Origin of the sequence: Amycolatopsis sp. MtRt-6 (genome assembly GCF_017308975.1) — a bacterium.
Lineage (GTDB): Bacteria > Actinomycetota > Actinomycetes > Mycobacteriales > Pseudonocardiaceae > Amycolatopsis.
This window is the reverse complement of the sequence record NZ_JADWPD010000018.1, coordinates 1-23,222: the sequence shown is the minus strand read 5'-3', so window position 1 is coordinate 23,222 and position 23,222 is coordinate 1. Positions and strand designations below refer to the sequence as shown.

The 23,222-nt window shown below is 72.2% G+C and carries 22 protein-coding genes; 11 read left to right on the top strand and 11 right to left on the bottom strand.

What is annotated here, in order from left to right; translation table 11 throughout:
• The first annotated feature begins 586 nt into the window (after positions 1–586).
• On the top strand, positions 587–1,753 hold the full coding sequence (locus I4Q55_RS27620; RefSeq protein WP_206791660.1) for a lytic transglycosylase domain-containing protein: 1,167 nt from the start codon (positions 587–589) through the stop codon (positions 1,751–1,753).
• Positions 1,750–2,010, top strand: a complete 261-nt coding sequence (locus tag I4Q55_RS27615) for a hypothetical protein (RefSeq protein WP_307793320.1) — start codon at positions 1,750–1,752, stop codon at positions 2,008–2,010. The genes I4Q55_RS27620 and I4Q55_RS27615 overlap by 4 nt, the downstream gene beginning before the upstream one ends.
• Here the strand turns inward: I4Q55_RS27615 and I4Q55_RS27610 are convergent.
• On the bottom strand, positions 2,007–2,777 hold the full coding sequence (locus I4Q55_RS27610; RefSeq protein WP_206791659.1) for a TetR/AcrR family transcriptional regulator: 771 nt from the start codon (positions 2,775–2,777) through the stop codon (positions 2,007–2,009). The genes I4Q55_RS27615 and I4Q55_RS27610 overlap by 4 nt on opposite strands.
• Positions 2,778–2,838: 61 nt before the next feature.
• Between I4Q55_RS27610 and I4Q55_RS27605 the strand changes: the two genes are divergently transcribed.
• Complete coding sequence (locus I4Q55_RS27605; protein WP_206791658.1) at positions 2,839–3,252, top strand: DUF1992 domain-containing protein; 414 nt, start codon at positions 2,839–2,841, stop codon at positions 3,250–3,252.
• Here I4Q55_RS27605 and I4Q55_RS27600 read toward each other — a convergent pair.
• Positions 3,235–3,849, bottom strand: a complete 615-nt coding sequence (locus tag I4Q55_RS27600) for a preprotein translocase YidC (protein WP_206791657.1) — start codon at positions 3,847–3,849, stop codon at positions 3,235–3,237. The two genes, I4Q55_RS27605 and I4Q55_RS27600, sit on opposite strands and share 18 nt — an antisense overlap.
• Before the next feature lie 62 nt (positions 3,850–3,911).
• Positions 3,912–4,184, bottom strand: coding sequence for a DUF6412 domain-containing protein (locus I4Q55_RS27595; protein ID WP_206791656.1), 273 nt, complete (start codon positions 4,182–4,184; stop codon positions 3,912–3,914).
• 69 nt (positions 4,185–4,253) lie between these two features.
• Here I4Q55_RS27595 and I4Q55_RS27590 point away from each other — a divergent pair, with 69 nt between their 5' ends.
• The 3 genes from I4Q55_RS27590 (at position 4,254) to I4Q55_RS27580 (ending at position 6,970) form a co-directional block, all read left to right on the top strand.
• Positions 4,254–5,375, top strand: coding sequence for a metallophosphoesterase (locus I4Q55_RS27590; RefSeq protein WP_242546861.1), 1,122 nt, complete (start codon positions 4,254–4,256; stop codon positions 5,373–5,375).
• Between the two features lie 97 nt (positions 5,376–5,472).
• Positions 5,473–6,264, top strand: coding sequence for an alpha/beta fold hydrolase (locus I4Q55_RS27585; protein WP_206791655.1), 792 nt, complete (start codon positions 5,473–5,475; stop codon positions 6,262–6,264).
• A 58-nt stretch (positions 6,265–6,322) separates the two neighbouring features.
• On the top strand, positions 6,323–6,970 hold the full coding sequence (locus I4Q55_RS27580) for an HAD family hydrolase (protein WP_206791654.1): 648 nt from the start codon (positions 6,323–6,325) through the stop codon (positions 6,968–6,970).
• Here I4Q55_RS27580 and I4Q55_RS27575 read toward each other — a convergent pair.
• Positions 6,960–7,427 carry an NUDIX domain-containing protein gene (locus tag I4Q55_RS27575; RefSeq protein ID WP_206791653.1) on the bottom strand — a complete coding sequence of 156 codons (468 nt, stop codon included), beginning with the start codon at positions 7,425–7,427 and terminating at the stop codon, positions 6,960–6,962. The genes I4Q55_RS27580 and I4Q55_RS27575 overlap by 11 nt on opposite strands.
• A 100-nt stretch (positions 7,428–7,527) precedes the next feature.
• On the opposite strand from I4Q55_RS27575, the gene I4Q55_RS27570 reads away from it, so the two are divergent.
• The gene (locus I4Q55_RS27570; RefSeq protein ID WP_206791651.1) at positions 7,528–7,968 is read left to right on the top strand and encodes a DoxX family protein; all 441 of its coding nucleotides are present in this window, start codon (positions 7,528–7,530) and stop codon (positions 7,966–7,968) included.
• Positions 7,969–7,987: 19 nt separating this feature from the next.
• Here the strand turns inward: I4Q55_RS27570 and I4Q55_RS27565 are convergent, their stop codons facing one another.
• The 5 genes from I4Q55_RS27565 to I4Q55_RS27545 all read right to left on the bottom strand — a co-directional run bounded on the left by I4Q55_RS27565 (position 7,988) and on the right by I4Q55_RS27545 (position 13,192).
• The gene (locus I4Q55_RS27565) at positions 7,988–8,590 is read right to left on the bottom strand and encodes an ATP/GTP-binding protein (protein WP_004561734.1); all 603 of its coding nucleotides are present in this window, start codon (positions 8,588–8,590) and stop codon (positions 7,988–7,990) included.
• The gene (locus I4Q55_RS27560; RefSeq protein WP_004561733.1) at positions 8,571–8,942 is read right to left on the bottom strand and encodes a DUF742 domain-containing protein; all 372 of its coding nucleotides are present in this window, start codon (positions 8,940–8,942) and stop codon (positions 8,571–8,573) included. Before I4Q55_RS27560 ends, I4Q55_RS27565 begins: the two co-directional genes overlap by 20 nt.
• Entirely contained in the window at positions 8,939–9,355 is a 417-nt protein-coding gene (locus tag I4Q55_RS27555) for a roadblock/LC7 domain-containing protein (RefSeq protein WP_043776694.1), read from the bottom strand. The genes I4Q55_RS27560 and I4Q55_RS27555 overlap by 4 nt, the downstream gene beginning before the upstream one ends.
• On the bottom strand, positions 9,355–11,937 hold the full coding sequence (locus tag I4Q55_RS27550; protein ID WP_206791650.1) for an ATP-binding protein: 2,583 nt from the start codon (positions 11,935–11,937) through the stop codon (positions 9,355–9,357). Before I4Q55_RS27550 ends, I4Q55_RS27555 begins: the two co-directional genes overlap by 1 nt.
• 598 nt (positions 11,938–12,535) lie before the next feature.
• Positions 12,536–13,192: a transcriptional regulator gene (locus I4Q55_RS27545; RefSeq protein ID WP_206791649.1), complete on the bottom strand. Its 657-nt coding sequence runs from the start codon at positions 13,190–13,192 to the stop codon at positions 12,536–12,538.
• A 195-nt stretch (positions 13,193–13,387) separates the two neighbouring features.
• Between I4Q55_RS27545 and I4Q55_RS27540 the strand changes: the two genes are divergently transcribed.
• Positions 13,388–15,244, top strand: coding sequence for a long-chain fatty acid--CoA ligase (locus I4Q55_RS27540; RefSeq protein ID WP_206791648.1), 1,857 nt, complete (start codon positions 13,388–13,390; stop codon positions 15,242–15,244).
• On the opposite strand, the gene I4Q55_RS27535 is transcribed toward I4Q55_RS27540, so the two are convergent.
• Complete coding sequence (locus tag I4Q55_RS27535; RefSeq protein WP_206791647.1) at positions 15,241–16,140, bottom strand: SDR family NAD(P)-dependent oxidoreductase; 900 nt, start codon at positions 16,138–16,140, stop codon at positions 15,241–15,243. The genes I4Q55_RS27540 and I4Q55_RS27535 overlap by 4 nt on opposite strands.
• Positions 16,141–16,444: 304 nt before the next feature.
• Here I4Q55_RS27535 and I4Q55_RS27530 point away from each other — a divergent pair, with 304 nt between their 5' ends.
• Both I4Q55_RS27530 and I4Q55_RS27525 read left to right on the top strand, forming a co-directional pair.
• Positions 16,445–17,692 carry an MFS transporter gene (locus tag I4Q55_RS27530; RefSeq protein ID WP_206791646.1) on the top strand — a complete coding sequence of 416 codons (1,248 nt, stop codon included), beginning with the start codon at positions 16,445–16,447 and terminating at the stop codon, positions 17,690–17,692.
• A 348-nt stretch (positions 17,693–18,040) separates the two neighbouring features.
• A complete protein-coding gene (locus tag I4Q55_RS27525) occupies positions 18,041–19,447 on the top strand; it encodes a GGDEF domain-containing protein (RefSeq protein WP_374194495.1) in 1,407 nt (468 codons plus the stop codon).
• Here I4Q55_RS27525 and I4Q55_RS27520 read toward each other — a convergent pair.
• On the bottom strand, positions 19,425–20,636 hold the full coding sequence (locus I4Q55_RS27520; RefSeq protein ID WP_206791645.1) for a hypothetical protein: 1,212 nt from the start codon (positions 20,634–20,636) through the stop codon (positions 19,425–19,427). The two genes, I4Q55_RS27525 and I4Q55_RS27520, sit on opposite strands and share 23 nt — an antisense overlap.
• Before the next feature lie 146 nt (positions 20,637–20,782).
• On the opposite strand from I4Q55_RS27520, the gene I4Q55_RS27515 reads away from it, so the two are divergent.
• Positions 20,783–22,936 (top strand): phospholipase A2, encoded by a 2,154-nt coding sequence (locus I4Q55_RS27515; RefSeq protein WP_206791644.1) that lies wholly within the window; start codon positions 20,783–20,785, stop codon positions 22,934–22,936.
• The last annotated feature ends 286 nt before the right edge of the window (positions 22,937–23,222 follow it).

The following is a 23,222-nucleotide window of genomic DNA, read 5'->3' as shown; positions in this document are numbered from 1 at the left end:
GTCACCGGCGCTCGCGCTCGGCGGCGACCGCGCGGCTGCCCGCACGCGCAGCGACAGACCACCGAACGGGCGGCCCGGACGCCGCCCACGCGCGCAGAGTTCAACCGCCGGGCGGGCGCCGGACGCTGCCCACACGCGTAGAGTTCGACAGCCGAACGGGTGGTCCGGACCTGGCACAGGGACAGCCGGCACGCCCGGAGAACACGATGCCGGCCGAACTCGCCGCCGCCGCGGAGCCCGGCGAGGACCCGGCACGACACCGGCCCCCGGTACCGAACGGGTGACGTCGGCCGCAGGATCGCCCGTCCGGCGGTTGCCCCGGGCACGCCTCACCGCGGGCGCGCCGCCCCGGGCGTCCCGTCAGGGCGAACTCTCCGCAGGTCCCCGTTAAGTCCTGGTGAATCTGACAGATTTCCTACGAAGGTTTTGTGCCATCCAGACGAACTTCTCCCTCGAGGGCAGATTTGGCTGTGGCATTCGCCAAACTTCGGTTCCATCGGATAGCTTGCTCCTACCGGTCAGTACCGGTGGGTGAGGCCGATCGAGTGAGGCGATCAGCGACAGATCGAGGGAAGCGGGGACGACCATGCCCAAGCACCGGCCACGTCGCAGGAGCGCGCGTTCGGTCCGCCGGACCGCGGCCGCGCTCGCGGGCGGGGCGCTCGTCGTGCTGCCCGCGCTGACCACGGGCCTGCCCGCGCCCGTCGTGGTCGCCAACGCCGGCGACAACCTGCCCGACCAGGCCGTTGCCGCTCCCTCGCCGCAGCAGCCGAACATCGTCATGCCGCCGATCGCGGTCGACGGCAGCCTGCCCCAGCCGCCGCTGCCCGAGCCGCTGGTCGTGCCGGGTGGGCGCGCCGGCTCCGCGGGCATCTCCGGGTCGCTCGGCATCCCGGGGAGCATGCTCAAGGCGTACAAGAACGCCGCCGACATCCTGGCCAAGGAGCAGCCGAACTGCCACCTCGACTGGGCGCTGCTCGCCAGCATCGGCCGGATCGAGTCCAACCACGGCCGCGGCGGGTACGTCAACGCCCTCGGCGACACGCTGGAGCCGATCCTCGGCCCGGTGCTCAACGGCGCCGGTCCGTTCGCCGCGATCCGGGACACCGACGGCGGCAGGTACGACGGTGACGTCGTGTGGGACCGCGCGGTCGGCCCGATGCAGTTCATCCCGGGGACGTGGCGCGGCTACGCCTCCGACGGCAACGGCGACGGCGTGTCCAACCCGAACAACATCTACGACGAGGCGCTGGCCGCCGCGCGCTACCTGTGCTCGGGTGGTCTCGACCTCTCCACCGACTCCGGGCAGCGCATCGCCGTGCGCCGCTACAACAACTCACAGTCCTATGTGGACACCGTGCTCGCGTGGGCGGCGGCCTACCGCGGCGGGGTGGCCCAGCTGCCCGACAGCCAGGTGCCGATCGGCGCGCCCAACGCCCCGGACGCCGCCGCGGCCGGTGCCCCGGTCGGCCTCCCGGCACCGCCCGCGCCGCCGGTCAACCCGCCGCCGGGCACGACGCTGCCCGGCACGTCGACGACACCCACCACCCCGACGTCCACGACCCCGACGTCCACCACGCCGACCTCGACCACCCCGACGTCCACGAACCCGACGACGCCGACGACACCGCCGTCGACGCCCACCACGCCGCCGCCCACGACGACCAGCACCACTCCGCCGGCGTCGACGACCGCCGCGGCCGGCTCGGAGAGCGCCCCGACCGAAACCACCTCGACCAGCCCGGCCGGGTGAGCCCGGTGCCGCCGTTCCTGGTGCACATCCGCTGCGACACCGACGGCTACACGCACGCCGTCACCGAGGACGAGTTCGCGGTGGGGCGGCACGAGGGGCGGTTCCGCGCGGTGTGCGGGCACGTCGTGCTGGCGGCGCCGATGATCGAGGAACCCGGCCGGTTCGACCCGGTTTGCCGGGACGTCCTCCGCGCGGAGCCGATGGCCGAGGTGCCCCGCCAGGAGCGGCGCCGGTTGCGCCGGCGCAGCCGGCGCTAGTCCACCAGGGCCTGGATGCCGTCGAGCATCCGGTTCAGGCCGAACTCGTACGCCGTGTCACCCTGCGCCTTGGCGCTGTCGTCGAAGCCGCCGCCGAGCCAGATGCGGTTCATCGCCGGGTGCGCGTCGACGTCGAAGTAGTTCTCCCAGAACGACGACCGCTGGTGCCACCACGCTTCGGTCGACTGGCCGGTGCTGCGCTCCAGCCGGGTGTTCTCCGCGTCGAGCGCGGCGTTCGCGTCGACGTACGTGCCGATCCCGTTGGCCGCCGCGACCGCCTGCCGCGGCGGCAGGCCGAGCGCGTCCATGATCGACAGCAGGTACTCCTGGCCCGCCAGCTGGCCGGGGCCCAGTGGCGGCCGGACGCGCGAGACCTCGCACAGCCACGGGTGGTCGCGGTAGGCGCGCCGGGTGCGCTCGGCGTAGAGCGCCACCTGCGCGCGCCAGTCCCCGTGCCGCGGTTCCCCCGGCCCGGGCAGCCGCCGCCCGACGAGCACGTCGTCGACCATCAGGTCCACCAGCTCGGCCTTGCCGGGCACGTAGGTGTAGAGCGTCATCGTGCCGGCGCCGAGCTCCTTGGCGACGCGGTGCATCGACGCGGCGGCGAGCCCGTCGGCGTCCGCGACCGTGATCGCGGCGGCGACGATCCGCTCGATCGTCAGCGTCGGGCGACGGCCCCTGGTCGGTTCGGCGGCGGCGCCGCGGGCGCGCCAGAGCAGCGCGAGCGTCCGGTCGACGTCCTCGGCGCCACTGCGTTCGACGGTCATGCGGTCCCCTCGCTTGTCGTTCGGACATTACCCTGGAAGCAGACGGAGGGGGTGCGAGGAGATGAGCGGGCGCAAACCACCCAAGGTGTCCTTCCGCTGGTGGGTCGACCGGCAGATCGCTGAAGCCCGGGAGCGCGGCGAGTTCGACAACCTGCCCGGCACCGGCAAGCCGCTGCCGAAGCCCACCGGCAACGACGCGGCGACCGACTGGGTGCTGCGCGAAGTCCGGAAGGGCGGGCACGACACGAAGGCGTTGCTGCCGCCGGCACTCGCGCTCAAGCGCGAAGTCCAGGACCTGCCGGAGCGGCTCGCCGGGGAGCGGACCGAACAGCAGGTCCGGGACGTCGTCGCGGACCTCAACGCCCGGATCCGCAAGGCCTACCTCAACCACCACACCGGACCGCCGCTCACGGTGGCGCTGGTGGACGTCGAAGAGGCGGTCGAGGACTGGCGGCGCTCACGAGCCGCGTCGTAGCAATGCCCGCTCCGCCGCGCTCCACGCGGTCGTGGTGAGCAGGTAGATCCCGGCCGCCTGCGGCAGGACGAGCGTCGCGAGCACAGTGCCGTAGGGCAGCAGCCGCACCAGTTTCCCGCCCGGAACCGGGTTCTCCGGGACGGGCTGGAGGCGGACCGAGAACCACGCGACGACGGCGAGCCCGGCCGCGATCACGAACACGAGCGGGCCGCCGACGATCTTCGGGCGCCCAGCACGACCCGCCCTCCCTGGGGGCTGCCCCCGCTTCCAGCGTATCGAGGCACCCCGACGGAAATCGGGGACCAGCCCTGCTGAAGCTCCGGTCGTCCACAGCCCCACCGAATTGTGGACAACCAGCCGGCGAGTCACCCGTCGAGTGTGGCGCGTGCGGCCGTGCTTCTCCTGCAGCGCCCGGATCTCCGGCAGGAGGGCTGTCCGGGCCCGTTCGCCGCGGGCCGCCGACCGGGCGAGCGGGTGCAGCAGCAGCCGCACCCCGAGGGTGAAGACGACGATGGCCAGCGGCGTCGAGAGCGGGCCGGTGAGGGCGTGGATCAGGTGGTACGCGCCTTCGACGGGCACGTCGAGAAAGCCGAACATGGGCAGCACTCCGCTTGAGTGAGAGGGATGAGGGTGAGCGGAATGGCTGCGTCGAAGTGGTTCTACGCAGCCGTGCTGCGGGAACCGGGTGCTCGTGGCCTGCTGCGGCCGGGTCTGCCCGGGTCGCGGAGCCGGATCGACTCGGCGCGGCGGGCCCGGCGGCGCAACGCGGTGGCGCGGCTGCGCACCGGCGCCGACCACAACGCGAGCTCGGCGCGCTGCGTGCTGCCGACCAGCAGCACGACCAGCAGGCTCGCGGCGGCCAGGGAGGCGAAGGCGACCAGCGCGGTGGGGCTGACCAGCGCGGGGAACGCGAGCTCGAGCAACGTGTGCACGGCGTCCCCCTTCCTTCCCCGCCAGCGTAGCGAAAACGGTAACAGCCCGATGGGCTGTAATCTGGTTCGATGAGAGGCCAACTAGTCGTCGTGCCGCTGCTGGCGGTGCTCCTGCTGTTCACCGTTCCCTGGTGGACGCTGGTGCTCGCGCCGGACTGGGGTACCGCGGCGACGATCGCCGGGACGGCGCTGTTCGCGCTGGGCCTGGTGACCATGCCGGTCGCGATGTTCCGCGGCCACTCCCGGCACCAGAGCGACGGCGCCGCCCGCCTCGGCGACTCGCTGCTCGCCGTCATCTGGGTGCTGTTCAGCTGGTCGATCCTGAGCCTCGTGCTGCGGGTCGCGCTGCTCGGCGTCGACGACCCGGCGCGGTCGCGGATCGTCGCCGGCGCCACCGCGCTGATCGCCGCCGGGCTGCTCCTGCACGGCAACCGCGTCGCCATGCGGGTGCCGCCGGTGAAGGCGGTCGACGTCGTCATCCCGCGGCTCGGGCCGGGACTCGACGGCCTGCGCGTCGCCGTGCTGACCGACACCCACTTCGGGCCGATCGACCGGACGAAGTGGTCGGAGCAGGTCGTCGCGGCGGTCAACGCGCTCCAGGCGGACGTCGTCTGCCACGCCGGCGACCTCGCCGACGGCGCGGTGGCCAAGCGCCGCAAGCAGGTCGACCCGCTCGGCGGCGTCCAGGCCGGGCTCGGGCGGTTCTACATCACGGGCAACCACGAGTACTTCGGCGAAGCCCAGGCGTGGCTCGACCACATGGAAGGGCTCGGCTGGGACACGCTGCACAACCGCTCGACGCTGCTCGAGCGCGACGGCGACCGCATTCTGTTCGCCGGCATCGACGACCCGACCGGCGCGGCGTCCGGCCTGCCCGGCCACGGTCCCGACCTGGCCGCGGCGCTGGCCGGCCGGCCCGACGGCGTCCCGGTGGTGCTGCTGGCGCACCAGCCGAAGCAGATCCGCGAGAGCCGTGAAGCCGACGTCGACCTGCAGATCTCCGGGCACACGCACGGTGGGCAGATCTGGCCGTTCCACCTCCTGGTGCGGTTCGACCAGCCGACGCTGTCCGGGCTGACCCGGCACGGGCCGACGCAGCTGTACAACAGCCGCGGCACCGGGTTCTGGGGTCCGCCGTTCCGGATCTTCGCGCCCAGCGAGATCACGCTGCTGACCTTGCGTTCCGCCTGACGTCCGCCCCTCGGCCGCCGCGCGCGGTCCTGCGCGGCCCCTACCGACAAATTTTTTTGTCTTGACAGATCGATGCGTCGGCAGTCAGGCTGTCCCCATGACAACGACAATCTCCGCAGACGGCACGAAGATCGCCTACACCCGCGCCGGGTCCGGCCCCGCGCTCGTCCTCGTGGACGGCGCGATGTGCTACCGCGGCTCGTCCCCCAACGACGCGCTGGCGAAGGAGCTCGCCGCGCACTTCACCGTGTACACCTACGACCGCCGCGGCAAAGGCGAAAGCGGCGACACCGGGCCGTATGCGGTCGAGCGCGAGGTCGAGGACCTCGCCGCGATCGTCAAGGAGGCGGGCGGCGAGGTGTTCCTGTTCGGCATTTCGTCCGGCGTCGCACTGGCCCTCGAAGCGGCGCCCGGCCTCCCCGTGCGCAAGCTGGCGCTGTACGAGCCGCCGTTCATCGTCGACGGCACCCGCCCCCGCGTCCCGGAGGGCTACGCGGCCCGGCTGAACCAGGCACTGAAGGAGGACAAGCGCGGCAAGGCGGTCAAGATGTTCATGACCGAAGGCGTCGGGCTGAGCGGGGCCATGGTGGCGATGATGCGGATCATGCCGTTCTGGCCGAAGCTCAAGCGGGTGGCCCACACCCTCCCGTACGACACGGCGATGGTGATCGACCACCAGGCGGGCAAGCCCCTGCCGGCAGCCTGGCCGGAGGTGAAGGTCCCGGCACTGGTGATCGACGGCGGCCGCAGCCCGGACTGGATGCGCAACGGCGTGGCGTCGCTGGCGAAGGTGCTGCCGTCGGCGGAGTACCGGACGCTGCCGGGCCAGACCCACATCGTGAAGGCGGCGGCGCTGGCACCGGTGCTCAAGGAGTTCTTCCTGGCCTGAGCGGACCCTGGTCACAACCGGCTTGCCTGAACGATCACCGAACGGGCAGGGTGCAGGCGTGCCCACCCGCGCCCTGGTCTTCGACTTCGACGGCACGCTCGCCGACACCGAGTCCGCCGTTCTGCGATCGTGGCAGGAGGTCTTCCGCGACCACGGCACCGAGCTCCCGATGGAAGCCTGGTACGCCGTCATCGGTACCCAGCACACCACGCCCGCCATGTTCGCCCTGCTCGCTGAGCACGCTCCCGGCATCGATCCGGAGGCGCTGCGGCCCAGGACGCGGGCCCACGTCCTGAAGCTCCTCGAAGACCTCGGCCCGCGTGAAGGGGTCCGTGACTACCTCGAAATCGCGCGCGCGAGGGGAATCAAGCTGGCCGTCGCCTCCAGCTCGTCCGGGGCCTGGGTGAACCCGCACCTCGAACGGCTCGGCATCGACCACTACTTCGACGCCGTCCTCACCGGCGACCTGCACAAGGCCAAGCCCGATCCCGACCTCTACCTCGCCGCCCTCGACGCGCTCGGGGCGGACGCGACCGAAACCATCGCCTTCGAGGACACCCCGCACGGCGTCACCGCCGCCAAGGCCGCCGGGCTCACCTGCGTTGCCGTGCCGAACGCCATCACCGCGAGTCTCGACTTCGGGCAGGCCGACGTCGTGCTGCCGTCGTTCACCGCCAAGCCGCTCGAAGCCCTGCTCAGCCGCTGACCAGCGGCAACAGCCGGTCCAGGAACGGCAGCTGGCCCTTCAGCAGCTTCTCGCGGGCGTCCGCCAGCGGGAACCACGCGACCCGGTCCACCTCGGGGAACTCCTGCTGACGGCCCGAGCGGGGCGGCCACTCCATCGTGAACGTCCCGGGCACCACCGCCGCCGGGTCCAGGTCGGCCTCGACCGCCCACGCCGTGACGACCTTGCCGCCTGACTGCTTCACCTCGCCCAGCGAGACGTACTCGCCGTCCGGCGCGGGCAGGCCCAGCTCCTCCTCGAACTCGCGCCGGGCCGCCTTCTCCGGGAGCTCGTCCGGGTCGAGCTCGCCCTTGGGCAGCGACCACGCGGCCGCGTCCTTCTTCGCCCAGAACGGCCCGCCCATGTGCCCGAGCAGCACCTCGACGTCTTCGCCGCGGCCGCGGTAGAGCAGCAGCCCGGCACTGTGTTTACCCGCCATGGAGAAAGTCTCCCAAGATTTTTCCGCGCGGGTGTCGAACGCGCCGGGTCCCGATCGACGCGTAGGCAGAAGCAAGCGGAACCCAGGGAAGGAACAACCAATGACCACCACCATCGCCCGCGAAGCCCGCTCCACCACCGCCCCGGCCAAGACCCAGGTCACCGGCATCGTGACCGGCGCGAGCCGGATCGTGATCTCGTTCCTGTTCGGCTTCCACGGCCTGCAGGGTTTCGGGTTCTTCGGTGGGATAGACGGCCAGGGCGGCGGCGTCCCGTTCGGCTCCTGGCCCGGTTGGTGGGGCAGCGTGCTCGAACTCGCCGGCGCCGTCCTGCTGCTGATCGGGCTCGCCAGCAGGCCGGCCGCGATCCTGCTCTCCGGCGTGATGGCCTACGCCTACTTCACCGTGCACGCCCCGATGGGCCTGCTGCCGTTGCAGAACATGGGCGAGCCGTCGGCGGTCTACTCGTGGGTCTTCCTGCTGTTCGCCGCGGTCGGCCCGGGCCGGTTCGCGCTCGACAACCTGATCAAGCGCCGTCGGTGAGGCCCCAGGCGCGGTCCGGTCAGTAGCCGCCCTGGGCGGCCGCGAGGTCGGACCGCGCCATCACGTGTTCCATCAGGCTGGTCAGGACCTGCTTCGTCGACTCGCGCTCGCGGGCGTCGCACAGCAGCAGCGGGACGTCCATGCCGACGTCGAGCGCCTGCCGGACCTCCTCCGTGCCGTAGCGGTACGCGCCGTCGAAGCAGTTCACGCCGACGACGAACGGCAGGTTGCGGCGCTCGAAGAAGTCCACCGCGGCGAAGCAGCTGTCGAGCCGCCGCGTGTCGGCCAGCACGACGGCGCCGAGCGCGCCCTCGGCCAGCTCGTCCCACATGAACCAGAACCGGTCCTGGCCCGGCGTACCGAACAGGTACAGGATCAGGTCCGGGTTGATCGTGATGCGGCCGAAGTCGAGCGCGACCGTCGTGGTGGTCTTCTGCTCGACACCGGAGAGGTCGTCGACGCCCTCGGACGCGGTGGTGATGACCTCCTCGGTCCGCAGTGGCGGCACTTCGCTCACCGAACCGACCATCGTGGTCTTGCCGACCCCGAACCCGCCGGCGATGAGTACCTTGACCGCGGTCGCGGTCAGGTTCCGCCGGGGGTCAGAGTTTCCGGATGCCATCAAGAACCGCCTGCAATACGTGTCGGTTGGGAGTTTCCTGGACCGGTGCCGCGGTACGGAACAGCACCAGGTTCTGCTCGATGAGGTCGCTGAGCATCACCTTCACCACGGGCAGCGGGAGATCGACCCGGGCGGCCACCTCGGCCACCGAGACCGGCCGCTGGCACAAGGCGATGATGCGGGCGTACTCCGGTTCGAGCATGCCCGCTTCGTGCGCGGTGCGCAGCGCGACGACCAGCGTGATGAGGTCGAGCCCGAGCGTGTCCGACCGCGTGCGACCGCCCGTGACGGCGTAGGACCGGACCAGCGGGCCGGCCTCGTCGTCGAACCAGGCCTCGTGCCGTGCGCTCATGGCGCGGTGGGCTGCGCGCCGGCGGTCCGCGGGGCGGAGGTGAGCACCTGCCCGACCCGCTTCACCATCAGGTTCATCTCGTACGCGACCAGCCCCATGTCCGCGTCCTCGCGGGCCAGCAGGGCGAGGCAGGCGCCCCGCCCGGCCGCGGTCACGAACAGGAAAGCGTGGTCCATCTCGACCATCGTCTGACGGACGTTGCCGCCGCCGAAGTGCCGCCCGGTGCCGCGGGCCAGGCTCTGGAACGCCGAAGCCACCGCGGACAGGTGTTCGGCGTCCTCCTCGGAAAGGTTGCCCGACCGCCCGATGAGCAGGCCGTCCGAGGACAGCACCACCGCCCGGTCCGCCCCGGCGACCCGCTTGACGAGGTCGTCCAGCAGCCAGTCGAGCTCGTGGGCGCCTGAGTTGACCATTACTCGCGCTCTCCGTACCTGTCGTCGTTCTCGGAAAACTCTTCGTCACGGGCCCGCCGGGTGCCCTGCTGGAAGGCGGACAGCCTGCTGCGGGCGGCCTCCGGCGAGTCCAGCCGGACCTCTTCGCGTTCCTGTGCGGGCTTATCTTCCCGCAGCTGGGGCACGAGGTTCTGCTGGCGTCGCCGTTGCGGCAGCGGCGGCCGGCCGGGTGCCTCCGGGCGGCGCGGCTGCTGCGGGCGGCTTTCGGGCGTCGCCGCGGCCCGCGGCTCCTGCGGCGGCCACACCGGCTGCTGCGCGGCCGGGCGGGCCGGGCGCGAGGTCCGGTTGGGCGGCGCGGGCGGCCGGACCGCGGCCACCGGCTGGGCCTGGGTCGGCTGGCTCACCGGCTCCGACACGGACCCGACCGGGACCGGCGTCGGCGCGGACGGCGGCTGCGAGGACGGCGAACGGTCCGGGACCGGCGGCGGGACGGTGACCGGCGGGACGGCCACGGTCGGCTGGGCCACCGTCGGTTGCGACACGGGTCCGGGAGCCGTCGGTGTCGCGGCGGCCGGGGCCGACGGCGCGGCCGGCGCCTCGGTGCGGTGCCGGGCGGCCGGGCGGCGCACCGGCCGCTTGAGCGGCGCGACCTCGTCGTTGGCCGTGGTCTCCGGCTCGACCGGGTTCGGCACGAGCTCCGGCTTCGGCGGGGTGATCGGCTGCTCCGGCTCGGACTCCGCCAGCGGGGCCAGCAGGTCGGTGCGCACCAGCACGATGGCCCGGGTGCCGCCGTAGGCCGACTCCCGCAGGTGCACCTGGATGCCGTGGCGGGCGGCCAGCCGCGCGACCACGAACAGGCCCAGGCGCGGCTCGTCCGACAGCGCCATGATCCCGAAGTCCGGCGGGTCCGCCAGCATCGCGTTGATCTCTTCGGTCTGGTCCGGCTCGAGCCCGAGGCCCTGGTCCTCGACCTCGATCACGACACCCTTGCCGACCACGTTGCCGCGGATCTCGACCCGCGACTGCGGCGGCGAGAACGACGTCGCGTTGTCGATCAGCTCGGCGAGCAGGTGCACGAGGTCGCCGACGACCGGCCCGCGGATGGCGATCTGCGGCAGCACCGCAGTCTTGACGCGCGCGAAGTCCTCGGTCTCGGCGGAGGCGCCGCGGACCAGCTCGGCCAGCCCGACCGGGTTGCGCCACTGGCGGCCCGGCTGCCCGCCGCCGAGGATGATCAGGTTCTCGGCGTTGCGGCGGGCGCGGGTGGAGAGGTGGTCGAGCTGGAACAGGGTGTCCAGCTGGTCCGGGTCCTCCTGCTTGCGCTCGGCCTGGTCGAGCACCTTGAGCTGGCGGTGCACGATGACCTGGCTGCGGTGGGCGATGTTGAGGAACACCGTCTTGGTGCCCTCCTTGGTCTTCGCCTCGTCGATGGCGGCCGCGATGGCGGTCTGCTGCGCCTTGTTGAAGGCGTCGGCGACCTGGCCGATCTCGTCGGTGCCGTGGTCGAGGAAGTGCCCGCCCTCTTCGAGGTCGACGGGCTCGCCCGCCTGGACGCGGGCGACCAGCTCGGGCAGCCGGACCTCGGCCGCGTCGAGGGTGTCCTCGCGCAGCCGGTGCAGGCGGCCGATGAGCCGGTTCGACAGCCGGACGGCGACGAAGACCACGAAGACCGCGAACAGGACGGCGACCACGCCGGCGATCAGCGACTGGGTGAACGTCGAGTCCGCTTCGTCGATGGCCTGCTGGCTGAAGTTCGAGTGCTGCGCGACGAAGATCCCCATCAGCGCTCCGCCGACCTGGCCCGCGGCAGTCCGCCACTGGTCCTGCGGCACCGGCAGCTTCCTCAGGTCACCACGCGCGAACGCGTTCTCGACCTGCGTCACCGTTTGCCAGGCCTGGCTGGCCATCAGCTCGTCGTACTTCGCCTTCACCGAGGGGATGAGCTTCGGTGCCGAGGCTGCCAGCTGCACGTGGTAGGCACCGACCTGAGCGGTGTAGGCACGGAAGTCGTCGTCGCTCAGCCCGCCTGCGGCCAGCCCGGCGGAGGCCAGGGCGTCGCTGCGCTCCATCGCATCCGCGGCGGTGAACAACGGGATGGAGTTGAGCCGGTCGAAGGCGTTCTGCGCGCCGTTCGTGTTCTGGGTCAGCCCAGCCACGCCTTCGGTGAACTGGTCGAGCATCTGGTTGTAGTAGCTGAACGTCTTGCCGATCTGGATCTGCCCGCTGTCGACCGCTTGGCGGGTCTGCGGCAGCTGCTGGAACAGCCCGAAGAACGTGGCGATGTTCCGCTGCACGCTCGCCGGGGTGTCCGAACGGTCGGCGAAGTCGTTCTTGAGGAACTCGAGCACCTTCGCCGCCGTGGCGTCGGTCTTCGGCCTGGCCTGGGCGAGGACCGCGCGCTGCGAGCCCTGGCCGGCGAGCAGGGCCAGGCTGGCCTGCCGCTCGGCTTGCAGTGCGGTGAAGAACGGGATCGCCGGTGCTTCCGCGTTCCGGAGGCGGGTCGTGTAGTCGCGGTCGGTGACCGCGCTGTAGATGAGGTAGCCCGCGAGGGCCACGCCGACCAGCAGGAGGGCCACACTGGGGATGAGCGCGATGGTGAGCACGCGCTTCCGAATCGAGGAGCCCCGGTTGCGTCGAAGAGAAATCTGCTTCACCTGGGTCCGTTTTCCTTCCGGCAGTACATGGTTTCGGGTCGCCCGAGGCGGTCAACACCCGGATTCCGACCAGCCGGATCAACATCACCGTGGTCTGCTTCGCCCGCGACGACGTTAGGCAGCCCTCCAGGGCGCGTCAAGTCCGTGGCGATAACGTGATCTTGGAACGGTGACCGCTCAACACTCGCTGCCTGCGCTTGGAAAGTCCACCACCGTAAGTCGTGACCTTCGTCGCACGACCACTTTCGTTCCACGCACGTATGTGAGTAACGGAAGCGCTCCCGGACCCCCGCGCGGCCCGGCCGGCGCCCACTACGTACGACAGCGCCGAATCGTTCGGTGACGAACATCACGGACGTCCGTGCATGCCGTCCCGCGGCCCGTTCGTCCGGAGTAGACACCCCCGGAAAAGCGGAATGCGCAGGATTCGCCGACGCGGCCGCGGATTCACCGGAGACCGAGCGGGAATTCCCGCAATTCCGCATGCGCAGCCGGACGATCACGCTGCGGTGGTCCCGGTACCGGTTCCGCGGCCGCGGCGGGCCGGTCAGCCCGGGAACTCGTCGGCGAGGGTGTTCCAGAAGAGCAGTTCGTAGCTCTGGAACAGCCGCGCGTAGCGGTGTGCTTCGCGTTCGTCGAGCCGGCGCGCGTCGAGACCGGCCTGGACCGCCGCGAGTGCCTGCTCCTCGATTTCCGGGACGTCCGCGGCGAAGAAGTCGAAGAACGCGCACTGCGCGCCGGTGAACCCGTAGTGCTCGCGCATGCCGGCGGCGACGTCCCGGCAGTACCGGCCGAAGGCGGCGAAGTTGGCGAAGATCCCCGCCGCGGTCGCCGACGACTCGCCGTTGAGCGCGAGCCAGGCGACGTAGGCCGGGTAGATCTGGCAGCCCGCGCGCGGCAGTTCCTTCCCGTGGTCCGGACCAGTGGCGGCGAGCAGGTCGTCCAGCATCCCGTTCGCCTGCAGCTCACCAGGCGCGAGCCCGCCGAAGAAGGTGCGCGCGTGGGGCTCGTCGGCCCGGGCCGCCAGCGCGTGGAAGCTCCGCCAGTCGCTGAGGGTGATCAGCTTCTCCTCCGCGGCGAGCGCGGCGAACACCGCACGCGGCGCCCGGCCCGCGGTGATCAGCGGGACGAGCCGGTTGTCGCCGTCGCGCGGCGCGAGTCCGGCCTGGATCTCCTCGAGCAGCTCGCGCGCCGACCGCGTCATCGGTCCCCCCAGTGTCCGTGGTCCTCCCATTGAAGCGCGGTTCCGCCACGAACGCCCGTGTACACAGTGGACAGTCGTGGGGACCTGGCCGCTTTGTCCGGTTCGACGGCGACGCTTCACGTGGCCGCGATTCTCTATCCACCTGCGCCGGGAGCCCCTACAGTGTGGCCATCCGGAGCACCGAGGAGGCCAGCGTTGACCACCCCGTCCGTCGCCGAGCAGACCGAAGGCCAGACGATCCCGCGGCTGCTGCACCGCAACGCGGTCGAATACCCGGACCTGCCGGCGATCACCTCGCTCGACATCGAAGGACAGCCGACGCTGACGTGGCGGGAGTTCCGCACCGCGATCGCCGAGGTCTCCCGCGGGCTGGCCGGGCTGGGGCTCGCCGCCGGTGACCGCATGCTGATCATGGCGCCCGGCTGCCCGGACCACATCGTCGCCGACCTCGCCGCGACGCACCTGGCCGCGATCCCCTGCACCGCCTACGCCACCCTCAGCCCGGACCAGATCCGGTTCGTCGCGCGGCACAGCGCGGCGCCGGTCGTGGTGCTCGGCGGGGAGACCGAGCTGGCGCGCTGGCGGCCGGTGCTCGACGACCTCCCGGCCGTGCGCCGCATCGTCGTCATGGACGAGGCCGCGATCCCCGAAGGCGACGACCGCTTCCTCTCCCTCGCCACGCTCCGGGCGCAGGGCCGGGAAGCGCTTGCCGCGGACCCGGACGCGTTCGAGCGTTCGTGGCAGGACATCAAGCCGGACGACCCGCTGTCCATGATCTACACCTCGGGCACCACCGGCGACCCGAAGGGCGTCGTGCTTTCGCACCGCAACGCGATCCACCAGGCGTACGCGGTCACCAAGCTGCACCACCCGCCGATGCACGCGACGAACATCGCGTACCTGCCGCTCGCGCACATCGCCGAGCGCGAGCTGTCGATCTACCTGCCGATCGTCTGGGCCGGGCACGTGCACACCCTCGCCGACCCGACGGGGGTCGTCGGCGCGCTCGGCAAGGTGCACCCGCAGAGCTTCTTCGGCGTCCCGCGCGTGTGGGAGAAGATGGTCGCCGGGCTCAAGAACATGCTCGGCAGCGTGCCCGAGGACAAGCGCACCGCGCTGCTGCAGGCGAACGAGCTGCTGCAGCAGGGCTACAAGCTGCGCAGCGCCGGGAAGCCGGTGCCCGAAGAGCTGGCCGAGAAGATCCGGCAGACCGACGAAGCCGCGCTGGCGCCGATCCGCGCGCTGCTCGGGCTCGACAAGGTGCTCGTCGCCTCCAGCGGCGCGGCCGCGCTGCCGGTGGAGATCATCTACTTCCTGGCCGGGCTCGGCATCGAGATCTGCGAGGTCTGGGGCCTGTCCGAGACGACCGGCGCGGCGACGTCCAACTCCGCCGAGGCGTTCCGGGCGGGCACGGTCGGCAAGGCGGTCGACGGCGTCGAGGTGAAGGTCGCCGAGGACGGCGAGCTGCTGGTGCGCGGGCCGATCGTGTTCCTCGGCTACCTCCAGGAGGACGGGACGATCGCCGACGCCACCGACGCCGACGGCTGGTACGCCACCGGCGACATCGGCACGATCGACGAAGACGGGTTCGTGACGATCACCGACCGCAAGAAGGAGCTGATCATCACCTCGAGCGGCAAGAACATCGCGCCGACCCGCGTCGAGGGCCTCCTCAAGGAGCACCCGCTGATCGGCCAGGCCGTCGCGATCGGCGACGACCGCCCGTACGTGACGGCGCTGATCGTGCTCGACGACGAGATCGCGCCTGGCTGGGCCGCGGCGAACGGCGTCGAGGCCACGCCCGAGGAGCTCGCCGACCACCCGGCGGTGCGGGCCGAGCTGGAACGCGCGGTCGAGTCGGCCAACAGCAGGCTCGCGCGGATCGAGCAGATCAAGCGCTACCACGTGCTGCCAAAGGCGTGGACGCCCGAATCCGGCGAGCTGACCCCGACGCTCAAGCTCAAGCGCCGGGTCATCAACGACCGGTATTCGGCCGACATCGAGGCCCTCTACGCGGCGGCCCGCGACCCCGAGCCGGCCGCCGGGTCCTAGGCAGTACGGGGCGAGGTCGACTCCGTCCACTTGCGCAGCCGCGGCGGGACACGCTTCTCCAGGCCGTAGTTCTCCAGGTGGGCGGAGAAGACTTCGTCGAACGCCTTCTGCACCGTCTCGGTGTCCCACACCGGGCGCTCGAGGATCGGCTGCTTGAGGAACGGCTGGCCCATGACGTGCAGCTGCGGGCCGTTGCACCGGATCATCTGGCCGGTGATGCCGTGCGAGCCCTCGCCGAGCAGGAACAGCACGACCGGCGCGATCCGCGACGGCGTGCGGTCGGGCGGGCAGGCGCGCAGCGAGCGTTCGGACTTCCACACCATCCGCGTGTGCGCGAGCGGGCAGACGGCGTTGACGCGGATCCCGACGTCCTCGAGGTCGAGCGCCCACGAATAGGTCAGGGACGCGACCGCGCCCTTGCTCGCCGCGTACACGCCGAGCTTGCGCTGCCCGAGTGACGCGCCGGAGGAGATGTTGACGATGGAGCCGCCGGTGCCCGCGTCGACCATCGCCTTGATCGCGGCCAGCCCGGTGTTCACCACCCCGAGGACGTTGACCTGCACGAGCTCGCGGGCCGCCTCGGCGTCGTCCTCCCAGGGCAGCGCCTCGTAGTTCAGCCCGGCGTTGTTGACCAGCCCGTCGATCCCGCCGAACTCCTTGACGCACAGGTCGACGATCTCCTGGGCTTCGCCCGCCTCCGCCACGCTGTGCCCGCTGGCCACGGCGCGGCCGCCGTGCAGCCGGATGTTCTCCGCCGTCCGCTCCGCCAGCTCGGCGTCGACGTCGTTGACCACCACTGCCCCGCCCGCGCGCGCGACGTGCACCGCGAACGCCTCGCCCAGGCCGCGGCCGGCGCCGGTGACCACGACCGCCTTGCCCTGCATCAACCCGTCCATGCTTCTCCCCGATCTGCAGCGCCGGCGGCGCGCGGTCCGTCCACCCCGGCCGGCTCACTGTCCAGTCTTGGCCCATTCGGTCCAACACGGCATCGGCACGACGACGAGCGGCCGCCGCCCTGCGCCGAGCGAGCCGGGTTCGATCAGCCCGGACGTACCCGCGGGCCGGTCACGAGGGGGTGACTGGGCCGGATTCCGGCCACACCGGCGCGTAACCGGCGGCATACTGTGGGTGCTTCCCGGTGGTCGGAGCGTGACTCCCCCGGACGGGGTCGTCACCGGAGAGGCACAATGCGAGCGGTCCATGTTCACTCGATCGGGGGACGGTGGTTACGAGGTGACGACGCGCGCGACACCCCGGCTCCGGGCCGTCCTGGCCAACCGCGAGTTCCGCGCGCTGTGGTTCGCCGAGACGCAGTCGATGCTCGGTGACCAGCTCACCATCGTCGCGCTGGCCATCCTCACCTTCGACCGGACCGGGTCGCCGCTGCTGTCGGCCGTCGTCTACTCCCTGACGTTCCTGCCCGCGCTCGCCGGTGGGCTCGGGCTGGCCCAGCTCGCCGACCGGTTCCCGCGGCGCGCGGTGCTGGTGACCGGCTCGTTCGCGCAGGCCGTGCTGATCGGGCTGATGGCCCTGCCCGGGATGCCGATGGGCTGGCTGTTCGCGCTGTTCGTCCTCGCGCGGCTGGCGAACGCGCCGGGCAACGCGGCGCAGAACGCGCTCGGCCGCGAGGTCTTCGCCGACGACGACGTCTACCTGCAGAGCCAGGACCTGCGCGGGATCACGAACAACACGGCGATGCTGGCCGGCCTGGCCGCCGGCGGGCTGCTGGTGACGACCATCGGGACGTCGTGGGCGCTGGCGATCGACGCGCTGACGTTCCTGGTCGCCGCGGTCGCCGTGCGGCTGCTGGTGCTGCGGCGGCCCGCCGCGGGCAACGGCGGCGCCCCGTGGTTCGGCGCCGTCCGGCAGGTTTTCGGCGACGAACGGCTGCGGGTGCTGCTCTACCTGTCCTGGCTCGTCGGCCTGGCGGTGATCCCGGAGGGCCTCGCGGCGCCGCTCGCCGCGCAGCTGGGCGTGGGCGACCAGGCGGTCGGCTGGCTGCTGGCCGCCGACCCGCTGGGCTTCGTGGCCGGGACGTTCCTGCTGTCGCGGTTCGTCACGACCGAGCACCGCCGCAAGCTGCTCGGCGTGCTGGCCGCGCTGCCGCTGGCCGCGCTGGCGGCGTTCGCGCTGCGGCCGAACCTGGCCTTCGCGCTGGTCCTGCTCGCGCTGGCCGGCGCCACGGGCGCGTACGTCATCACGGTGTCCGCCACGTTCATCACGTGGGTGCCGAACGACATCCGGGGCAGCGCGGGCGGTCTGTACCGGACCGGGCTGCGGGTCGCCCAGGGAGTGGGCGTGGGCGTCGGCGGGCTGGTCGCGCAGGCGGTCGGTTCCGCGTACACGACCGTCGCGCTCGCGGGCGCGGTGGGACTGCTGCTGGCCGTGCCGGTGGCGTTCGCCTGGCGCCGGGTGGGTGGGGCGGATCCGGAGCCACGGCTGTCATGAGCCGCGGTTCAGAGGTCACGGTTGGCCATCGGAAGCCACCTCTCCGTGCAGTCAAGATCATGAATGGTATTCAGCCGGTCACAGGTCGCGGTTGCGCACGGGTGCCACCTCTCGCGGGTAATGGCGGACGACAATTCGCTGGCGCATCACAGATCGCGGTTGCTCAACGGTGCCACCTCCGTGTGGGGAGCCTGAAGATGCTTTTGGCCCGCGTTCCCGGCAGTTCCGCCGGGGACTCGGGAGTTCCGTTGCAGTGGGATGGTACCCGCCCACGGAATGCGTGAACACTCTGGCAGGTACCGATGAGATTACTCAGCACCCCACGTACGCTGGAAAGGAGGTGACCAATTGCATCCCGGAGCAGACGACGCCGTGACCGGCGGCGGCGAACCGGCGGACCGAGGGGGGCCGCGGCCGCCGCGCGACGAGCCGGACCGGGTGACCACGGCCAGTGGTCCACCCGGGACGGTCCGGCGCGGCCACCCGTTCTCGCCGCGGAACTGGGCGCTGTGGCGGCGGCGCCCGCGGGTCATCGCATTCATGCTCGGCAGCGAAGCGATTGCCGTCGTCGTACTCGCCATTTCACTCGCTCATTCACCGGCGCTCGCCGGCCGCGACTGGGTGAACTTCGGAATACTCGCGGCAGGCGCCACCGTCCACATTCAACTGACCCAGCGTCAGGAAGAACGCCGCCGAAACCGCAAAAAGACGGTGCTGATCGACCTCACCGCGGTGTGGACCTTTTCGGCCGCGATGATCCTGCCCGCTCCGCTGATCCTGTTCGTCATCCTCGTCGTCCGGCTCCAGCATTGGTTCATCGCCCGCCGTCCGGCGCACAACTTCATTTTCTCGTCCATCACGCACGGTCTCGCGGGCGTGCTCGCCCACGCGACCTACACGGCGTTCGGCCCCCATTTCGCCGGTTCCGGCTGGAACGACTTCCTCTGGGAGTTCGGCACGATCGTCCTCGCCGGGGCGATCTACGAGGCCATCCAGATCGTTTACGTCGGCGGGGCACTGGCGCTTGGCATGTCCTCGGAACCGACCCTGCGTAACGTCCTGGGCAGCCCGGCCGACAACATGCTGGAAGCGATCACCGTCGGCCTCGGCGCGGTGACCGCGATTCTGCTTGCCACCGTGCCGCCGATGGTGGCGGTGATGGCCGTGGTCACGGTGGTCTTCAATCGCCTCGCGGAACTCGACCAGCTCCAGAACGACGTCCGGACGGACCCGAAAACGGGCATTCTCAACATGCGCGGCTGGTCGGAGTCGGCCGAGCGGGCGCTCGAACGGACGACTCGATCGGGTGATCAGCTGTCGCTGCTGATGGTCGATCTGGACCACTTCAAGTGGATTAACGACACCTATGGACATCCGGCGGGCGACGACGTGCTGCGCACCGTCGCGCAAACGCTCGACGAAGTGACCAGACCGAGCGACTTGGTCGGCCGTTTCGGCGGCGAGGAATTCCTCATTCTGCTGCCGGACATCGACGAAGAGGCGACGCGCGACGCGGCCGAACGCATCCGCACCGCGATCGCCAAGCTGCACATTGTGACGACGGACAAGCGCGGCGACCCGGCGACGATCGCCGACCGCACGACCTCGATCGGCGTGGCCCGCCACCCCCGCCACGGAGACACGCTGGAGCGCCTGCTGCAGTCCGCCGACGCGGCGGTCTACCTGGCGAAGGAGAACGGCCGCGACCAGGTCTGCTTCGCCCCGGACACGGTCACCCGCCCAGCCGAACGGTGAGTTCGAGCTTGACGAGCACCTCGGCACAGGTCCCGGCTTCGGCGGGCTCCAGCCGCACCCGCTCCCCCCGGTAGCCGGCGGATTCGAGCCGCAGGATGCGCGCACCGGGAGCGAGGCGCGGGTGGCACCGGTACCGGACGGTCCCGCCGGCGGAGTCCTCCTTGGCCAGCAGGAGGTATTCGTGGCCGAGGTCGTCGACGATCCGGCCGAGGCCGTTCCACCACAGGCCCCGGAGGGTGAGGCCATCGCGGTCCCGGAGGAGCTCGACGGGCGGATCGGCGTGGACATCGACCTGGAAGCCGTGGTCGGTGACGCGCACCGAGCGGACGTGGAGGAAAGCGCTGCCGCCGGACTCACCGGAGCGGCCGGCACCTGCGCCGGACGGCGGGGCGGGTGGATCACCGGCCCGATCCCACGGCGCCAAGCCGGACCCACCACCCCCACTGGCCTCCGAGCCGGATGGCAGGCCGGACCGACCACCCTCACCAGCCCCCGAGCCCGGCGCCAAGCCCGACCCACCACCCCCACCAGCCCCCGGGCCCGGCGGCAAACCGGCCGAACCACCAACTCCCGACGCCCCACCCCCACCGAAACCCGCCGCCGAGCCACCCGAGCCGGACGGCAAGCCACCCGACCCCCCGCCCGGCCGCGGCGACCCATCCTCCGGCCAGGGCAGCAACACCTCACGCCCACCCGTCCCCGGCTCGGCCCGCGGCAACAACGCCGCCACCGCCAGCTCCGCGGCCCGCCGCCCGTCCTCTTCGCCCGGCACCACGCCGATCCCGCTCAGCTCTCCCGCCAGGATCCGGTAGCCGCGCGCCTCCGCCCAGGCCAGCGCCGCCGCGTGCAGGCCGGGCTCGGTGGCCAGCCGGGTGCGCAGCGGGCGGCCGCGCCGGACCCGGCCGTACCTCGCGGCCCTGACCAGCCGAGCAGCCTCCGGACCACGCGCGTCGCACGCGAAGAACCCCGTCATCGCCCGATCCAGTGCCCGCAGCTGGGCGGCCAGCACCACCCGGGCCACCGGCCCCGGCTGGACACGGGCCAGCTCCGGCGGCGCGCAGTCCCGCAGCGCGCCGGCGAGCACGCACAACTCCGGTGTGCCGGGTCTGCGCAGGCGGGCTCCGGGGGCGAGCCGGCGCAGTGCGCGCACGGTGTTCTCCACGGGCACGGCGAGCTCGGTCGAGCGCACTGCTACCTCCTGGTCGCCGGGCGCCTCCCCGCTCCCGAGTCTCTCCGGGACGTTCCCGCCGCGAAAGGGAAGAACGGGCAGCCGTCCGGGCAGCCCTCCGGTTATCCCCATGTCGGCCGCCGAACCGGGCTGGCACCCTTGAACCCATGCCGGCACCGACCGATCCGCCACGTACCCGCCGACCCTGGTCGACGTCCGGGTGGCTGCTGCTGGTCCTGCTGGTCGTCTTCGCCTTCGGGCTGATCTCGTCGCGCCCGCCGTCGCCGCCCGACCAGGGGCCACCCACCGGTGACGTGCTGGCCGCGCAGAACGCCATCGAGGCGCTGGTCCACCCGGGCCCGCACGCCGACGCGCTCGCGCGGCTGCCGAAGGACTTCACCGCGCTCAGCGGCGTCACCCCGGGCACGATGCCGGCCCGCGACGGCACCGTCCGCGCCGTCCACGTCGACGGCGGCTGCTCGACGCCGTGGGGTGACGACAACACGAAGTGGGACTACGCCGTGCCGTGCAAGGCCCACGACCTCGGCTACGACCTGCTCCGGTACGCCGACCGCAAGGGCCACCCGCTCGGCCCGGAGGTCCGCGAAGCACTGGACGACCGGCTGTCCTACGACATGCACCACGCCTGCGACCTCAACCCGATGAACTCGGCGCTCACCTGCCGGGCCGTCGCCTCGCTCTACTCCGCCGGGCTGGTCGTCAACTCCTGGCACCAGCGCTGGGGCCCGCCGGTCGGCGACCCGATCGGCCCGATGGTCGCCGGGGTGCTGGTGATCGGCTGCCTGCTCGTCTTCCGGCTGCGCGGCTGGCTGCGGGCCCGCCGGGAGCCGCGGGCGCCCGTGCCCGTCGCCGCGCCCGCCGAGGTCAGCCGGTGGGCGCTGCTCGGCGCCGGTGGCGTCGTCCTGCTGCTGCTCGGCGAGTCGCTGGCGGCGCTCGCGCACTGGGCCGGCGCGCCCGAGCCCGCGCTGTGGCCGTTGACCTGGCTCGCCCAGCTCGCCCCGCTCATCTACTTCGCCGGCGGGCACGCCAACGCGGCCGGCTGGCGCGCCGAACAGGACGCCGGCGGCGGCTACCGCCACTACCTGGCCGAACGCGCGAGCCCGCTGCTGCGGCCGGCGTTGATCTTCGCCGTCGTCGCGCTGCTGACGCCGCTCGCGCTCGAACTGCTCGGCAGCCCGGCGGGCACCACGGCGACGGTGATGCGGATCGCGCTGCACCCGCTCTGGCTGCTCGGCGTCTACCTGCTGACCATCGTCTGCGCGCCCCCGCTGCTGGCCCTGCACCGCCGGGCGCCGGTGAGCGCGGCCGCCGGCCTGCTCGCCCTGGTCGGCGGCGGGGAGCTGGCCGCGAGCTGGTCCGGCTCGCCGCTGCCCCGCTACGCGGCGACGTTCGCCATCGCCCTGCTCGCCCAGCAACTCGCCTTCGCGCACGCCGACGGCGTCCGCCCGCCACGGCGGCTGCTCGCCGTGGCCGCCGTGGCCGGCGTCGCGGGGCTCGCCGGGATGAGCGTCCTGCGGGACGGGCCACCCGTCCTGCTCGGCAGCCCGGGCGCGCCCGCCGCGTTCTCCGCGCCGCCGTGGGGCGTGCTGCTGCTCGGCCTGGTCCAGCTCGGCGTGCTCGGGCTGCTGGCCCGCCCGCTCGGCAGGCTCGGCGACCGGCCGGGCGTCGCCCGCGCGTGCCGGTTCGTCCTGCGGGCGCCGATGAGCCTCTACCTGGCGTTCCTCGCCGGGATGCTGCTGCTGGTCGCCGTCGTCTACCTGCCCGGCCGGATCGCCGACGGGCTCAGCTGGCTGATCCGCCCGCGCACGCTGGTCGCGGTCGGGCTGCTCGCGGTGCCCGCGACGCTGGTCTTCTGGTGGTTCGAGCGGCACTCCCACGGCGTCCGGCAGCCACGCGCGGCCGACCACCCCGGCCGCCGGACCGCGGTGCTCACCCGGGCCGCGGCCGGGCTCGGGATCGGCTACGCGACGCTGGGCGTGTTCGGCTTCGCGCTGACCCGCTTCGGCGGGGTGGCCGCCGACGCCGACCTGCTCGGCCTGCGGCTCGACCCGATCCAGAGCCTCGTGCACCTGCTGCTCGGGGTCTTCCTGCTGCACACGATCCGGATCGGGGCCGGCGCGGCGACCGGCACGTGGCTGGCGACGGCGCTCGCCTGCGCGCCTTCGCTGCTGTTCGCCGCCGACGGCAGCACGCCCGGCTTCCTCGGCGTGACGCTCCACGCGGTGACGGCCGCGTTCGCCCTGCTCGCCGCCGCGGGCACGCTCCTGCCGGCTCGACAACCGGCAAATGCGACGCCCTGACCAGGCGAAACCGTCGAACATGCGGGAAACTGGGTGGTGCGTGACACATTCGTGGGGGGATGTGTAACGCTACGGCAACCAGGGGAAGGCACCATGCGTCCCAACCCCTAGCACCACCCGATCGATGGAGTGAGGAGTCGCCCGCGTGGACCATCCGCCTCGGAACGGGCAAGGCGACCGCCGCCCCGCCCGGCCCTGGCAGGACGAGCCAGGCCGGGGCGACGCACGGCGCGGCACCCCGCCGCCGCGCCGCCCCGCACCGCGCCGCGAGCCGGCCGACGCGCGC

Bases quoted from the DNA above. Each gene is read 5' to 3' on its own strand.
- I4Q55_RS27620 (WP_206791660.1), top strand. From the start codon at position 587: ATGCCCAAGCACCGGCCACGTCGCAGGAGCGCGCGTTCGGTCCGCCGG.
- I4Q55_RS27610 (WP_206791659.1), bottom strand. From the start codon at position 2,777: ATGACCGTCGAACGCAGTGGCGCCGAGGACGTCGACCGGACGCTCGCG.
- I4Q55_RS27605 (WP_206791658.1), top strand. From the start codon at position 2,839: ATGAGCGGGCGCAAACCACCCAAGGTGTCCTTCCGCTGGTGGGTCGAC.
- I4Q55_RS27600 (WP_206791657.1), bottom strand. From the start codon at position 3,849: ATGTTCGGCTTTCTCGACGTGCCCGTCGAAGGCGCGTACCACCTGATC.
- I4Q55_RS27590 (WP_242546861.1), top strand. From the start codon at position 4,254: ATGAGAGGCCAACTAGTCGTCGTGCCGCTGCTGGCGGTGCTCCTGCTG.
- I4Q55_RS27585 (WP_206791655.1), top strand. From the start codon at position 5,473: ATGACAACGACAATCTCCGCAGACGGCACGAAGATCGCCTACACCCGC.
- I4Q55_RS27575 (WP_206791653.1), bottom strand. From the start codon at position 7,427: ATGGCGGGTAAACACAGTGCCGGGCTGCTGCTCTACCGCGGCCGCGGC.
- I4Q55_RS27570 (WP_206791651.1), top strand. From the start codon at position 7,528: ATGACCACCACCATCGCCCGCGAAGCCCGCTCCACCACCGCCCCGGCC.
- I4Q55_RS27565 (WP_004561734.1), bottom strand. From the start codon at position 8,590: ATGGCATCCGGAAACTCTGACCCCCGGCGGAACCTGACCGCGACCGCG.
- I4Q55_RS27560 (WP_004561733.1), bottom strand. From the start codon at position 8,942: ATGAGCGCACGGCACGAGGCCTGGTTCGACGACGAGGCCGGCCCGCTG.
- I4Q55_RS27555 (WP_043776694.1), bottom strand. From the start codon at position 9,355: ATGGTCAACTCAGGCGCCCACGAGCTCGACTGGCTGCTGGACGACCTC.
- I4Q55_RS27545 (WP_206791649.1), bottom strand. From the start codon at position 13,192: ATGACGCGGTCGGCGCGCGAGCTGCTCGAGGAGATCCAGGCCGGACTC.
- I4Q55_RS27535 (WP_206791647.1), bottom strand. From the start codon at position 16,140: ATGGACGGGTTGATGCAGGGCAAGGCGGTCGTGGTCACCGGCGCCGGC.
- I4Q55_RS27530 (WP_206791646.1), top strand. From the start codon at position 16,445: ATGTTCACTCGATCGGGGGACGGTGGTTACGAGGTGACGACGCGCGCG.
- I4Q55_RS27515 (WP_206791644.1), top strand. From the start codon at position 20,783: ATGCCGGCACCGACCGATCCGCCACGTACCCGCCGACCCTGGTCGACG.